Raw genomic sequence first — 13357 nt, 5'->3', positions numbered from 1 at the left:
GCGCTCCTTTAATCATCCACCAGCCTGCCTAGCGGGCAAGCCGGCTAATTCAGGCAATCTGGTCGCCGCCATTTCGTCGGCGGCGACACCCTGACGTGATCCGCCCACTCAGGACAGCAGAGGGCTGGGCTTGGCGGGATCGATGCCGTATTTCTTCATGGCATCGTTGACGACCTTGGCGTCGATCTCGCCGCGATTGGCCAGCGCACGCAGTGCCTGAATCGTCACGTAGTAGCGGTCGACCTCGAAGAAGCGGCGCAGCTGCTCGCGCGTATCCGAGCGACCGTAGCCATCGGTGCCGAGAACGTGGAAGTCGCTCGGTACCCAGGCGCGGATCTGATCGGCGTAGAGCTTCATGTAGTCGGTCGAGGCGATGACCGGACCTTCGGTCCCCTCGAGCTGCTGCACGACCCACGGCTTTTCCCGCTTCTCATCGTAGTCGAGGAACTGCAGACGATCGTACTCGAGCGCTTCACGACGCAGCTCGTTGAAGCTGGTCACGCTCCAGACGTCGGCGTTTACGCCGTGCTCTTCCGCCAGCATCACGGCGGCCGCTTCGACTTCGCGCAGGATCGTGCCGCTACCCATCAACTGAACGCGCGGCTGCTGCTTCTTGCCGCCAGCTTCGCCCGGCTTGAGCAGGTACATGCCGCGAACGATGCCTTCTTCGCTACCTTCCGCCATTTCCGGATGCGCGTAGTTTTCGTTCATCACGGTCAGATAGTAGAAGCAGTTTTCCTTGTCCTGGAACATCCGCTTCAGACCATCCTGCACGATGACCGCCAGCTCGTGACCGTAGCACGGGTCGTAGGCACGGCAGGTCGGCACGGTCGACATCAGGATATGACTGTGGCCATCCTGGTGCTGCAGACCCTCGCCATTGATGGTGGTCCGCCCGGCGGTACCGCCGACCATGAAGCCACGCGCCTGCAGATCGCCGGCAGCCCAGACCAGATCGCCGATACGCTGGTAGCCGAACATCGAGTAGTAGACGTAGAACGGCAGCAGCGGCAGATGATGGTTGGCGTAGGAGGTCGCCGCGGCGATCCAGGCCGACATCGAACCCGCTTCGGTAATGCCTTCCTCGAGGATCTGACCCTTCTTGTCCTCGCGGTAGTACATGATCTGGCCCATATCCATGGGCTCGTACTTCTGACCTTCGGCCGCGTAGATCCCGAGCTGCCGGAACATCCCTTCCATCCCGAACGTCCGCGCTTCGTCGGGGATGATCGGTACCACGCGGGAGCCCAGCTGCTTGTGCTTGACCAGGCCATTCAGTACGCGCACGAAGGCCATGGTGGTCGAGACCTCGCGATCGCCCGACCCTTTCAACTGGGCCGCGAACATCTTGTCGTCGAGTCCCGGGATCTCCATGGCCTCGAAGTCCGCCTTGCGCGCCGGCAGAAAACCGCCGAGCTTCTCGCGCTGGAGATGCAGATACTTCATCTCCGGGCTGTCGTCTTCGGGCTTGTAGTACGGGATATCGCCGCTTTCGATCTGCTTGTCCGAAACCGGAATACCGAAGCGATCGCGGAAGGCTTTCAGCGCATCGACGTCCATCGACTTGATCTGGTGGGCTTCCATGTCGGCTTCGCCGTGACCGCCGCCCATGCCGTAACCCTTGACGGTGTGCGCCAGGATGACGGTGGGACGACCGTTCGACTTGTGAACCGCCTCGTGGTACGCCGCGTAGACCTTCTGCGGATCATGACCACCGCGATTGAGCCGGAAGACCTGCTCGTCGGAGTAGTCCTTGACCATCTCCGCGGTCTCTTCGTACTTGCCGAAGAAGTTGTCGCGGGTGTACTTGCCGCCCTGAGCCTTGTAGTTCTGGTACTCGCCGTCGACCGCCTCGTCCATGCGCTTCTGCAGCATGCCCTTGGTGTCCTGTTCGAACAGCGGATCCCACAGGCCGCCCCAGACCACCTTGATCACGTTCCAGCCGGCACCGCGGAAGACGCCTTCGAGCTCGTCGATGACCCGCGAGTTGCCGCGCACCGGGCCGTCGAGACGCTGCAGGTTGCAGTTGATGACGAAGATCAGGTTGTCGAGCTTCTCGCGGCTGGCCAGGTGCAGCGCGCCCAGCGATTCCGGCTCGTCGCACTCGCCGTCGCCCAGGAAGGCCCAGACCTTGCGGTCCTTCATGTCTTCCAGCTCACGCGAGTGCAGGTACTTCATCACGTGGGCCTGATAGATCGACTGGATCGGACCCAGACCCATGGAAACGGTCGGGAACTGCCAGTAGTCCGGCATCAGGTAGGGGTGCGGATAGGACGGCAGCGAATCGCCGTCGACTTCCTGACGGAAGTTGTCCATCTGCTCCTGCGTCAGGCGGCCTTCCAGGAACGAACGCGCGTAGATGCCCGGCGTGACATGGCCCTGGATGTAGAGCAGGTCGCCCTTGTGGTCACCGTCGTCGGCGCGGAAGAAGTGGTTGAAACCGACTTCGTAAAGCGTGGCACTGGACTGATAGCTGGCGATGTGACCGCCCAGGCCCTTGTGCTTCTTGTTGGCACGCAGCACCTGCACCATGGCATTCCAGCGAATCGCCGAGCGAATCTTGCGCTCGATGAACATGTCGCCGGGCATCTTGGCTTCACGGTGAACGGGAATGGTGTTGCGATGCGGTGTGGTACCGGTAAACGGCGGTGAAGATCCGTCACGACGCAGGCGGTCCGCCAGCCGGGTCAGAATGTACCGAGCGCGCTCTTCGCCCTCATGCTCGACGACCGAGGCCAGGGAATCCAACCATTCCGTGGTTTCGACCGGATCGAGATCTTCTCGTGTCTCCAGACTCATAGACAACTCTCCGAATGGGAAAAGGTTTGCCATTCGCCCGGCCATGGCGGGTAGCCGCAGCGGGGCTTGGGAATATGCGCTCTTCGGTGCGGGCGCGGCTCTTTTGGGGCCGCTTTCCGACATTTATTGGCTGTAATGGAATGACAGCAGGCGTGCGTGACGCGAGAAATCAGGCGAAGAAGATACCGCAAACGCCGGCATCTGCCAATTCACAGACGCACCGATAGTGCTGGAGTCTGCGCCCAAATGCCGTAACATCAATGACTTGGCATTCAATCACACCAACGGGAACGCGTGCCGAACGATGTAACCCATTGACCGGCGTCGTGAGTGAACGCGCGCGGTGGTAGCCGCGCCGCGCGCCACCCATAAGCATAGCACTCAAACGATCTCTGTCAGGCAGCGACGCAGATAGACCCAGTCGAACGCCGGGCCCGGGTCGGTCTTGCGCAGTGGCGCGATATGGGCGTGGCCGATGATCCGCTCGGCGGTGATTGCCGGGTAATACGCGATCAACGTCCGCAGTACGGCCGCCAGCGTGCGATATTGCGCCTCTCGATAGGCTCGCTCATCGGTACCTTCCAGCTCGATACCGATGGTGAAATCGTTGAGCCCTTCGCGCAGCCGTTTCTGGCCTGGCCGTCCGCCATCGAACCAGCGCGACTTCCCGGCATGCCAGGCACGCCGATCGAATGGCACGAACTGGACGCACTCGCCGTCGCGCCGAATCAACAGGTGGGCCGATACCCGCAGCGACGCGATCGCGGGAAAAGCTGGATGCGCGTCCGGATCCAGAGTATTGGTAAACAGCCTCTCGATAGCGTCACCGCCGAACTCCCCCGGCGGCAGACTGATGCCGTGCAGCACCACCGCGGATATCTCATCCGTCGGCCGATCGTTGGCGTTGGGCGATACCACCCGGCGCGCCGAACCCAACCAGTGGCCTTCGATCCCCCCGATGTCGTCGATTCCGAACGCGGCGTCTACTGTCATGATTCGCCTCCACTGTGGCCCAGCCGTTCATCCCGTGGGCTGATTCCGAAATGGTGGCGATAGGCGGTGGAAAAATGCGCACCCGACGAAAATCCGTGTGCCAGCGCGATCTCCCCCACCGCCTGATCGCCTTCCCGCAGCAGCTTGCGCGCCTGCTGCAGACGCAGGTTCAGATAATAGCGACTGGGTACGGCCTGGAGATGCTTCTTGAACAGTCGTTCCAGCTGACGCCGCGATAGACCCAGATGCGCCGACAGCTCATGGGTGGTCAGCGGCTCCTCGATGTTGGCTTCCATCAGCGCCACCGCATCGATCAGGCTCTGCGGGGCGTGCCCCAGGCGCGAACGCAACGGAATCTGCTGCGGCTCGTCGGCCATGCGGATGCGCTCGCAGACGAAATGTTCGGAGATCCGTTGCGCCAGCCCCGTGCCCTGCTGCTGGCCGATCAGTGTCATCAGCATGTCCATTGCCGCGGTGCCGCCGCCGCAGGTGAGACGATTGCGATCGATCTCGAACAACTGGTGGGAAATGTGAATCGTGGGAAACGTCCGCGCAAAGGCATCGGCACTGGCGTAGGGAATCGAGGCCCGATAGCCGTCCAGCACCCCCGCTCGCGCCAGCCAGTGAGTACCGCCAGCGATGCCGCCCAGCATCACGCCCCGGCTCGCGAGGCGATGCAGCCAATGGATCAGCGTCTCGCTCTCGTCTCCCGCGGCCACCGGCCAGGCCGGCGTGGGAGCGCAGACGAACAGCATGTCGAGATGGCGCGCGTCGCTGCCGGCCACGCTTTCCGGCGCCAGCGCCAGCTCGGCCACGCTCTTCACCGGGCGGCCGTCGATACCGAAGGTCGTGGCGGTGTAGAGCCGCCGTTCCGCCAGCGTATTGGCGACGATCAGCGGCTCGATGGCGCAGGCCTGCGCCAGCAGGGAAAAGCCCGGCAGCATCACGAACCCCACTCGGCGCGGGGTATCGCTGGCGTTCATGGCTGGTGTTTCATACGACCGCGATCGACGCGATCAAACCCGAACGACGTCGAATTCGACCAGCGGGTCGACATCGGCATCGTAATCGACATCGTCGCGCTCGAAGCCGAACAGCTTGAGGAATTCATGCTTGTAGCCGGCGTAATCGGTGAGCGCGAACAGATTGTCGCTGGTCACCTGCGGCCACAGATCCTTGCACGCCTGCTGGATATCGTCGCGCAGCTCCCAGTCGTCCAGACGCAGGCGCCCGGCTTCGTCCACATCGGATTCACCGTCGCCATACAGACGCTCGCCGAACAGCCGATTGAGCTGATCGATGGTGCCCTCGTGAACGCCCTGCGCCTTCATCACCTTGTAGACCATGGAGATGTAGAGCGGCATCACCGGAATCGCGGCACTGGCCTGGGTCACCACGGACTTGAGCACGGCCACGTTGGCCCCGCCGCCGGTCGCCTTGAGGCGTTGATCGATTTCGCTCGCCGCGCGGTCGAGATCCTCTTTCGCCTTGCCCAGCGCGCCATGCCAGTAGATCGGCCAGGTGATATCGGTGCCGATGTAGCTGAACGCCACGGACTTGGCACCCGGCGCCAACACGCCCGCCTTGTCCAGCGCGTCCATCCACAGTTCCCAGTCCTCGCCGCCCATCACTTCGATGGTATCGGCCACTTCCTGTTCGGTGGCCGGTTCGACGGACGCCTCGGTGATGGTGTCCTTATTGGTATCGATGGCGGTCGCGGTGTAGGTCTCGCCGATCGGCTTGAGACTCGAGCGCTTGAGCTCGCCGCTATCGGGCAGCTTGCGCACCGGCGAGGCCAGCGAATAGATCACCAGATCGATCTGCCCCATGTCCTCTCGGATCAGCTCGATCGCCTTGTCGCGGACTTCGTGCGAGAACGCATCGCCGTTGATCGATTTGCTGTAGAGCCCTTCGGCTTTGGCGAACTTGTCGAAGGCCGCCGAGTTGTACCAGCCCGCGGTGCCCGTCTTGGTTTCCGTCGCGGGCTTTTCGAAGAATACCCCCAGCGTATCGGCACCGTAGCCGAAGGCCGCGGTGATGCGCGCCGCCAGGCCGTAACCGCTGGACGCACCGATGACCAGCACGTTGCGTGGGCCGGCCTTGCGGTCGCTCAGATTGGCACGAGTGGTCTCGATCTGTTCGAGTACGTTGCGCTCGCAGCCGAGCGGATGCGTCGTGGTGCAGATGAAACCGCGAACCTTGGGCTTGATGATCACGTCTAACCTCGTCTTCTTGGGCCGAAACGGAAAGCCCCGACGACTCTCGCCAGGAACTCTCGCGAGGAACTATCGCCGGGAAATGGCGTGGGTCGAATGTTATCAGCTCTAGCGCTGTCTGGGCGCATTCTAGCAGGGTGGCAAAACGGGGTGGCAAAACAGGTTGGCAAAACCGAGTGGCAAAAAGGATAGGAACTCGCAGGGCGGCCGTTCTCGTTCGAGCCCTGGCTCGATCTTCGTTACGCTCCACGCCCTTCACCGGTGATTGAGAGCCCGGCCTGTCTGACCCCTGATTACCAGAGGCCGGACTTGTCTCGCCGCGGCGGGTATTCGAAGATAGCCCACCAGCCGAGCCAGACCAGAGGGCAGAGAAATTCCATGCATCACGAGCAAGAGATCGAAGAGCTGGTCGTCAGGCGCGGCGCCCTGTGGCTGGCGCTGTCACCGCTGTGGCTCGAGCGGGATCCGCGCGAATCGGACTACGCGCGCATGATCCGCGAGATCGAGGCCAGTGAACTGACGCTGCAACAGCTGGAGTGGGTCTATCGTCTCGAGATGTCGCCGGTGATGGCACGCAATCAGCTTTCCATGGCCGGCGAATGGCGGGCGTTCGACGAGACGGAGCTGCTGACGCGCCTGGTGCGCCATAACCGCAAGCTCGGCGGCTGGCGCAAGGTGAGCTGGTCGCTGTTTTCGGGGCTGACGACGATGATGAGCCGCCCCCGTTTCAACGAACTGGCGATGCGCGTCATGGTCGCCAGAGGCGAGCGTCCACCCGGCGGATAACTTGCAACATTCAGCCCCCGAGGTCGCCCAGGAAGACGCCGAAGTGACCCATGGAGACGCCTTGACTCAGGCCGAGAATGGCGTCTCCAGCGCCTCCTCGATGGCGCGGCGTAACGATCGCGGCACGTCACGCGGCCCGAAACGCCGAATGATCTGGCCGTCGCGCCCCACCAGAAACTTGGTGAAATTCCACTTGATCGGCGTGCTGCCCAGCACCCCGGGTGCCTGACGACGCAGGTGCACAAACAGCGGGTGCGCCTCGCGGCCGTTGACTCTGACCTTCTCCATCACCGGAAACGTCACCGCATAGCGCTGCTCGCAGAACGCGCCGAACATCGCCGAGGACTCCGGCGCCTGACGCCCGAACTGATTGCAGGGAAACGCGAGCACGGTGAATCCCTGATCGCGATATTCGCGATAGAGCTTTTCCAGCCCCTCCATCTGCGGCGTGAAACCGCAGCGGCTGGCAACGTTGACGACCAGCAGCACCTGTCCGCGCAGCGCGCGCAGATTGAAAAATTCGCCGGTTTGCGTCCGACAGTCTTGCGTATATAACGACATTGATGAGTCGACCCGGGTCACACCAAGTTCAGATCCATGGAATCGGTGCGCGAGCTCCTAGAGGCAACGCTCCCGTTCGAAAGAGTGCCACGCTCCCCCTCACATCACCAGCGGTCGAGCTCGATGGCCGTCGATAGTGCCAACCGCGTATCCGGCGTGGCCTTCTCGAGCGCCAGTGCGTCAGCGACCGGCAGCCAGCGGACGGCGACGACCTCCTCCGGCTGCAGACGCAACGGGCCCGCGTAATCCACCCAGTAAAGGCTGCCATAAAGCCTCAATCCCGCGTCGTGGAACACGAACTCGCCGCCGGATACCAGCTTGACGCCGCCAATGCCGAGCTCCTCGAACAGCTCCCGCCGCGCCGCCGGCAGCGACGCCTCGCCGGCTCCGACCACGCCGCCAGCGGCCAGGTCGAACCACCCCGGATGAGTCTCCTTGATTGGCGTGCGCTGCTGCACGCAGATCTCGCCCGTCGCATTACGCACGATGATATAGGTCGCGCGATGCCAGCAGCTCAAACGTCGCATGGTGGCGCGCGACGTGCTGCCACAAGGCCGGTTGCGTGGATCGACGAGCTGAACCTGTTCGTCGGCGATGACCCTGTCGCCCATGGAATACGTGCTCATGAGGAACCTGACGATTGAAAACGGGATGGCAGCGTATCACGAGCGGCTTGCGACTCGTTCTATCGAAAATCGAAAGTGCGCGTCGTCTCGTCAACCCTCAGGCGAACGCGTGGGGCCATTCAAATATCGTGTCAAATACCGGGTTGGTCGAATACCGGGTTGGTCGAATACCGCGTTGGTCGAAGACCCCGCACAACCTTCGACGAGCGGTTTATGCTGAGCTCAACCACCTCGGAGGATGGCATGGCGGACTACGCACCCCGTACCGAATTGAAGACCCATCGGGTCGAGAACCAGCCCGGCTCCCAGGACGCGGGCGACCTGTGGCGTTCGGACCGACCGCTGCGCGAGGCCGTCGCGCGATTTTCGCCGACCTGGGTGGGAGAGCGCCTGGCACCACTGGGTCAACGTCTGGCGGCGCCTGACGTGGCGAACTGGGGCGATCAGGCCAACCGCTTCCCACCGCAGCTCCACGCCTTCGACCGCTATGGCCGCCGTCTGGACGAGGTCGACTATCATCCCGGCTATCACGCACTGATGGATCTGGCGATTCGCGGTGGCTGGCACGCCGTTGCCTGGGAACGCGAACATGAGGGCGGCCATCAGGCGCACATCGCCGCGCTCTATCTGTTGACCCAGGCCGAACCCGGCTTCTGCTGCCCGATCACCATGACCCACGCGGCGATGCCCGTTCTGCGTCATCTGAAAGGCGGCGAGGCGTGGCAGGCGCGACTCATGGGCCGGGACTATGACCCGACCGCACTCCCGCCCTGGCAGAAGACGACCAATACTTTCGGCATGGCGATGACCGAGAAACAGGGCGGCAGCGACGTACGGCGCAACAGCACCCGGGCGCAGCCGGTGGCATCGCCCGGCCCCGGCGAGTGGTACCGGCTCGACGGTCACAAATGGTTTTGCAGCGCGCCGATGTCGGACGCCTTCCTGACACTGGCGCAGACCGACGACGGCCTCTCCTGCTTTCTGGCCCCGCGATTCACGCCCGAGGACGAACGTAACGCCATCGAGATTCAGCGACTCAAGGACAAGTGCGGCAATCGCGCCAACGCATCGGCGGAGATCGAATACGTCGGCGCCTGGGCGCAGCTCGTCGGCGAACCCGGGCGTGGCGTACCGGCCATTCTGGCCATGGTGCAGCAGACACGACTCGATGCCGCCACCGCACCGGCCGGCATGATGCGACAGGCGCTGAGAGAGGTCTGGCGCCACGTCCGCGAGCGAACGGTCTTCGATCGGCGACTGGCCGACCAGCCGCTAATGCAGCGTGTGGTGGCCGACCTGGCGATCGAGACCGAAGCCAGCCTGTTGCTGGCGATGCGCGGGGCGCAAGCCATGGACCGGGCGGTGGATGACGAGCACGAGGCAGCGCTGGCACGGCTGATTCCCGCGCTGGCCAAGTTCTGGCACAACAAGCGCGGTCCCGCCTTCATGGCCGAAGCGATGGAGTGTCTCGGCGGCGTCGGATATGTCGAGGAGACGCCATTGGCGCGACTCTACCGCGAGGCGCCGGTCAACTCGATCTGGGAGGGATCCGGCAATGTGATCTGCCTGGACGTGCTGCGCATTCTGAATCGTCACCCGGCCAGCATCGCGGCGCTACGCAGGGAACTGGGCCTGGCGCTGGGCACTCATCCCGCCTTCGATGCTGCGGTCGCCGCACTCGATCATCGACTGACGGCAAGCCCGGAGCAGCTGCAGGCCGAGGCACGCTGGCTCGCCCAGCGCATGGCGCAAACGCTGCAGGCCGCGCTGCTGATTCGTCACGCCCCCAACGCCGTCGCCGATACCTTCTGCGCCACCCGATTGAGAGACGCCTCGCCCATTTTCGGCGTGATGCCTGTCGATGCGCCGATCGCGTCAATACTCGAGCGCGTGAGCGACGAATAGATCAGCGAAAGCCTCGGCCGTTCATCCCAGCGCTACACGAGCGGCCAGTCCCAGTAGCACGATGCCGGTCAAGCGGTGAATCCACCCTGCGTGCTGCTGCAACCACGGCAGCACTCGAGAATGCGAAAGAACCAGCGCCACCAGCACGTACCATCCGCCATCGACCACTGTCGCCGTGGCCACGATAAGCCAGCGCGCGTGGGTACTCAGATCGGCAGTGACGAACTGGCTCAGCAAGGCGATGAAGAAAACGATCAGCTTGGGATTGCCCAACGCCACTAGCAGACCATCGCGCATGGCGCGTCGCCAGTCCCTGGCCTGCCGAACGATATCGAAGTCGGCACTGCCACCTGCCCGGAGTGCCTGAATGCCCAGCCAGGCGAGATACAGTGCGCCACCCCAGGTCACCAGCCGGTACAACCACGGCTGATGGACGATGACCGCAGCGAGCCCCAGCACCGTCAGTCCCGCGTACAGCCCGACGCCGAGCGCGTGGGCAAGACCCGCGACCACGCCGCAGAGCCGCCCGCCACCAAGCGTATTCTGCATCACCATGGCCAGACTGGGCCCTGGAGACATGGCCCCGAGGGCACATATGGCCAGCAACGAAAACCAGAGTTCCAACGACACGCCGACTTCCTGTTTCCACTCTCGATATCCGATCACCGACTATACAGCAAGCCGGCCGCCCATGGACTAAGCCCTCAGCCATGCCCGTTAGGTCGATTTTACCGCGGCACGGGCACTTCGAAGCGTCTACGCTGTCAGAGGCACAGGACCACATACATCAAGGAAGTGAACCATGAGCTTATTCAACAAGCGCGACGACCGACAGGCACGTACCGACCGTATCCGTGACGATCTGCGCGATATCGGTGATCAGGGTCAGGCACTGGGACGCGACCTGCGGGACGATGCCGGAGACGCCATCGAAGAAGCTCGGATCAAAAGTGAAGAGCAGTACGCCCGCATGGCAGCCGAATCGCGTCGGCGCAATCGCCGTTTCAAGCGTTCGGCGAACCAGTCCATGAATGACTGTGACCGTTACGTCCGTGAACATCCGTGGTCAGGCATCGGTGTAGCCGCTTTGGCTGGCGCCGTTGTCGGCCTGCTGATCAGCCGCCGCTGAAGCGCCCTCGACGCCCCGCTTGCCGGGGCGTTTTCGTTGTCTCGAGTGGTCGGAACCATGGTTGAACAGTTTAACCGTATTCAAACTTTCCAATCAGAGCTGTGGAAACTTGAGAACGATAGTCGTTTAATCGTATGAAACCTGTTTCAGGAGCCCGAGATGACCGTCAATAAATGGCAAACGATCGACGTCGAGAATATCGACAAATCAGCGAGATCGCTGCATGCCTGTTCACTGGATCCCTCGATTCGCTGCCTGGCCGAGTTGCGTACCTCGCAGATCAACGGCTGCCTGAGCTGCACGCACTTTCGCCGTGAGCAAGCCGAAGCGCTGGGTATTTCTGCCAGCAAGCTGCAGGCGTTGACGGCCTGGGCCGAATCCGACGAATTCGACGACCGGGAAAAAGCGGCGCTGGCATGGTGCGAGTCGTTCACGCACTTCCGCCCGGCGAATCTGGCAACGCGAAAGCTGGCGCTGAATGCGTTCTCCCCGCGGGAACTGGCGGACCTGACGATGGCGATCGAAATGACCAGCGCGCTGAGTCGCGCGTCACGTCGCGCCGCCGTCTAGGTGGTTTCGACCTAGGTCCAGCCTCAAGCCCCATCTCGGTGCCCGGTATCATCTCGGCTCGCTCTCGCCCCTGACGAGAGCGAGTTTTTCACGTTTGCGTTATCTCTGTCTGAAACTCGCCAACGCGGTTCACACCAGCGGCTCGACGTGATCGTGCAGACAGCCGAGCACACTACCCTCGCGCGCCAGCGCCCGTCTATCCAGCATATGGACCCAACCTCGCGCCATCTCGAGCAGCCCTTCCTGTCGAAACGCGGTCAAGGTACGGCTGACATGCACCGGGGACAAGCCCAGCGCATCCGCCAGATGCTGCTGCGACAACGGCAGACGAAAGCACTCGCGCTGGTCGTCGTCGCAGCGTCGGAGGCGGCAAAATATCTCGAATAACAGATAGGCCACTCGCTGGCGGGCGCTGCGTCGGGAAAGGTGAACCATTCGCTCACTCAGCACCGCCTGCTGATAGGAGCAGACCGCGAAGCAGAGCGACATCAAGTTGGTCGATTGCCGGAACAGATCATGCAGCTGTCGATTCGATACCAGCCGAATCTCTCCGTCTTCCAGCATGGCAACGCTGGAGAGCCGCTGCTTGAAAGGAAATTCATGTAACCCGATGATATCTCCGGGAAGAAATATCTCGAGAATGTGGCGGGTACCATCTTCCATATGCCGAAACGAATAAGCCCATCCTTGCCGCAAGGTGCAAAAATCTCTTGCGGTGTCGCCCTCGTGCCACAGTACCTGCCCCTTGGTCACCCCCGTCGCTACACCTTCAAGAGCGTCGAGCCGACGACGATCATTTGCCGAAATGGCCCCGTAGTGGCCGAACTGACGAGCGATACAGCCTTCCTGCTGACCCATGCTCTTGCCTTATCGAATTTTTCAATAATAACAGCATGTTAGGAAAGCGAGTTACATAACATCGGTTAGATCGTCCAGCTAAATTACCCTCGCAAGCGCCTGTCGAGACCGGGACTATCGGCGCCGCCAGAATCCGCAGCGATCGCTCTTACGGGTGTTATCACGTCCCGGGGCGATATCGCGTCACCGGATCCGGGACGGACGAGGATCGGCTCGTCGTTGGCAGGGACGTTGAGCGTTGACCGTCATTCGGCGGGCAAGGCTAGCCCGGTGTACGCGCCAGAGTCCCGATCAGATAGAGATCGTGAAGGTAGGCGTCGAGTTTCGAGACAGCATGCGTCAGCAGGATCACCGCATAGATCAGCAGCATCAGAACCCATTCACTGTTCATCCACTTCAGCGATTCCACGGAGATCTGATAAGCGATCGTGTAGAGACTCAGCCCGCCGAAAAACATCACGATCAGACAATTCACCAAGACGATCGTCAGCAGTACGGCACGGCTGTCGCTGGCAGGCAGTCGAGTCTTCCAGGAGAGTGCATGACGCACCATGACTCGGCCGTTGGAGAGAATGTGGCGCTGGCGGCGCAATAGTGCCGCGAGATATGGGGAGGCCTGGGGACGGGAAGCGGCGGAGAGTACGAGGTGGCGGTCGAAGCGGGCACCGAACAGCCGGCCGGAGAGTTCCAGCAGACCGTGAGTTTCTCCCGTTGTCTTGTACTGCTCGGCCTGGGTCGAGAGTCGACTCAGGTCGCTATCGTTGCTGGCCTGTCGCTCGTCGTCCTCGAAGTTCTGAGCATAATAGATGTCGTAGACCTGATAGACGGAGATCGCGACACCCACGAAAATCAAGAACAGCATCGTGATACTCAACATGTTTCGCCACTCCTCGGCCGCACTGATCAGAAACCGT

General features: G+C 62.3%; 13 protein-coding genes. 4 read left to right on the top strand and 9 right to left on the bottom strand.

Features of this window, described 5'->3' with window-relative positions; genetic code table 11:
- Positions 1–108 precede the first annotated feature (108 nt).
- The 4 genes from aceE to fabV form a co-directional block, all read right to left on the bottom strand.
- Positions 109–2799, bottom strand: coding sequence for a pyruvate dehydrogenase (acetyl-transferring), homodimeric type (gene aceE, locus ACUN9V_RS08260; RefSeq protein ID WP_445511047.1), 2691 nt, complete (start codon positions 2797–2799; stop codon positions 109–111).
- 381 nt (positions 2800–3180) lie between these two features.
- Entirely contained in the window at positions 3181–3792 is a 612-nt protein-coding gene (gene ampD / locus ACUN9V_RS08255; protein WP_445511046.1) for a 1,6-anhydro-N-acetylmuramyl-L-alanine amidase AmpD, read from the bottom strand.
- On the bottom strand, positions 3789–4775 hold the full coding sequence (locus tag ACUN9V_RS08250) for a GlxA family transcriptional regulator (RefSeq protein ID WP_445511045.1): 987 nt from the start codon (positions 4773–4775) through the stop codon (positions 3789–3791). The genes ampD and ACUN9V_RS08250 overlap by 4 nt, the downstream gene beginning before the upstream one ends.
- A gap of 33 nt (positions 4776–4808) precedes the next feature.
- Positions 4809–6008 carry an enoyl-ACP reductase FabV gene (gene fabV, locus ACUN9V_RS08245; protein ID WP_445511044.1) on the bottom strand — a complete coding sequence of 400 codons (1200 nt, stop codon included), beginning with the start codon at positions 6006–6008 and terminating at the stop codon, positions 4809–4811.
- Between the two features lie 378 nt (positions 6009–6386).
- On the opposite strand from fabV, the gene ACUN9V_RS08240 reads away from it, so the two are divergent.
- On the top strand, positions 6387–6794 hold the full coding sequence (locus ACUN9V_RS08240) for a DUF7079 family protein (protein WP_075563291.1): 408 nt from the start codon (positions 6387–6389) through the stop codon (positions 6792–6794).
- 66 nt (positions 6795–6860) lie between these two features.
- Here ACUN9V_RS08240 and ACUN9V_RS08235 read toward each other — a convergent pair whose 3' ends face one another.
- Both ACUN9V_RS08235 and ACUN9V_RS08230 read right to left on the bottom strand, forming a co-directional pair.
- The gene (locus ACUN9V_RS08235; protein WP_445511043.1) at positions 6861–7355 is read right to left on the bottom strand and encodes a glutathione peroxidase; all 495 of its coding nucleotides are present in this window, start codon (positions 7353–7355) and stop codon (positions 6861–6863) included.
- A 104-nt stretch (positions 7356–7459) separates the two neighbouring features.
- Positions 7460–7981 carry an NUDIX hydrolase gene (locus ACUN9V_RS08230; RefSeq protein ID WP_445511042.1) on the bottom strand — a complete coding sequence of 174 codons (522 nt, stop codon included), beginning with the start codon at positions 7979–7981 and terminating at the stop codon, positions 7460–7462.
- Between the two features lie 243 nt (positions 7982–8224).
- Between ACUN9V_RS08230 and ACUN9V_RS08225 the strand changes: the two genes are divergently transcribed.
- The gene (locus ACUN9V_RS08225) at positions 8225–9886 is read left to right on the top strand and encodes an acyl-CoA dehydrogenase family protein (protein WP_445511041.1); all 1662 of its coding nucleotides are present in this window, start codon (positions 8225–8227) and stop codon (positions 9884–9886) included.
- 21 nt (positions 9887–9907) lie between these two features.
- Here the strand turns inward: ACUN9V_RS08225 and ACUN9V_RS08220 are convergent, their stop codons facing one another.
- On the bottom strand, positions 9908–10516 hold the full coding sequence (locus ACUN9V_RS08220; protein ID WP_445511040.1) for a LysE family translocator: 609 nt from the start codon (positions 10514–10516) through the stop codon (positions 9908–9910).
- Positions 10517–10688: 172 nt separating this feature from the next.
- On the opposite strand from ACUN9V_RS08220, the gene ACUN9V_RS08215 reads away from it, so the two are divergent.
- Positions 10689–11015, top strand: a complete 327-nt coding sequence (locus ACUN9V_RS08215) for a DUF883 family protein (protein ID WP_075563296.1) — start codon at positions 10689–10691, stop codon at positions 11013–11015.
- 159 nt (positions 11016–11174) lie between these two features.
- Positions 11175–11585 (top strand): carboxymuconolactone decarboxylase family protein, encoded by a 411-nt coding sequence (locus tag ACUN9V_RS08210; RefSeq protein ID WP_075563297.1) that lies wholly within the window; start codon positions 11175–11177, stop codon positions 11583–11585.
- Between the two features lie 129 nt (positions 11586–11714).
- Here the strand turns inward: ACUN9V_RS08210 and ACUN9V_RS08205 are convergent, their stop codons facing one another.
- Together ACUN9V_RS08205 and ACUN9V_RS08200 are read right to left on the bottom strand one after the other, a co-directional pair.
- Positions 11715–12443 (bottom strand): Crp/Fnr family transcriptional regulator, encoded by a 729-nt coding sequence (locus tag ACUN9V_RS08205; RefSeq protein WP_445511039.1) that lies wholly within the window; start codon positions 12441–12443, stop codon positions 11715–11717.
- 262 nt (positions 12444–12705) lie between these two features.
- On the bottom strand, positions 12706–13320 hold the full coding sequence (locus ACUN9V_RS08200; protein ID WP_445511038.1) for a hypothetical protein: 615 nt from the start codon (positions 13318–13320) through the stop codon (positions 12706–12708).
- Positions 13321–13357 lie beyond the last annotated feature (37 nt).

The organism is Salinicola sp. V024, assembly GCF_052645315.1.
This window is presented reverse-complemented; position numbering and strand designations above follow the sequence as displayed.

Excerpts from the sequence above, each read along its gene's own strand:
- aceE (WP_445511047.1), bottom strand. The coding sequence starts at position 2,799 with ATGAGTCTGGAGACACGAGAAGATCTCGATCCGGTCGAAACCACGGAA.
- ampD (WP_445511046.1), bottom strand. The coding sequence starts at position 3,792 with ATGACAGTAGACGCCGCGTTCGGAATCGACGACATCGGGGGGATCGAA.
- ACUN9V_RS08250 (WP_445511045.1), bottom strand. The coding sequence starts at position 4,775 with ATGAACGCCAGCGATACCCCGCGCCGAGTGGGGTTCGTGATGCTGCCG.
- ACUN9V_RS08240 (WP_075563291.1), top strand. The coding sequence starts at position 6,387 with ATGCATCACGAGCAAGAGATCGAAGAGCTGGTCGTCAGGCGCGGCGCC.
- ACUN9V_RS08235 (WP_445511043.1), bottom strand. The coding sequence starts at position 7,355 with ATGTCGTTATATACGCAAGACTGTCGGACGCAAACCGGCGAATTTTTC.
- ACUN9V_RS08230 (WP_445511042.1), bottom strand. The coding sequence starts at position 7,981 with ATGAGCACGTATTCCATGGGCGACAGGGTCATCGCCGACGAACAGGTT.
- ACUN9V_RS08225 (WP_445511041.1), top strand. The coding sequence starts at position 8,225 with ATGGCGGACTACGCACCCCGTACCGAATTGAAGACCCATCGGGTCGAG.
- ACUN9V_RS08215 (WP_075563296.1), top strand. The coding sequence starts at position 10,689 with ATGAGCTTATTCAACAAGCGCGACGACCGACAGGCACGTACCGACCGT.
- ACUN9V_RS08210 (WP_075563297.1), top strand. The coding sequence starts at position 11,175 with ATGACCGTCAATAAATGGCAAACGATCGACGTCGAGAATATCGACAAA.
- ACUN9V_RS08205 (WP_445511039.1), bottom strand. The coding sequence starts at position 12,443 with ATGGGTCAGCAGGAAGGCTGTATCGCTCGTCAGTTCGGCCACTACGGG.
- ACUN9V_RS08200 (WP_445511038.1), bottom strand. The coding sequence starts at position 13,320 with ATGTTGAGTATCACGATGCTGTTCTTGATTTTCGTGGGTGTCGCGATC.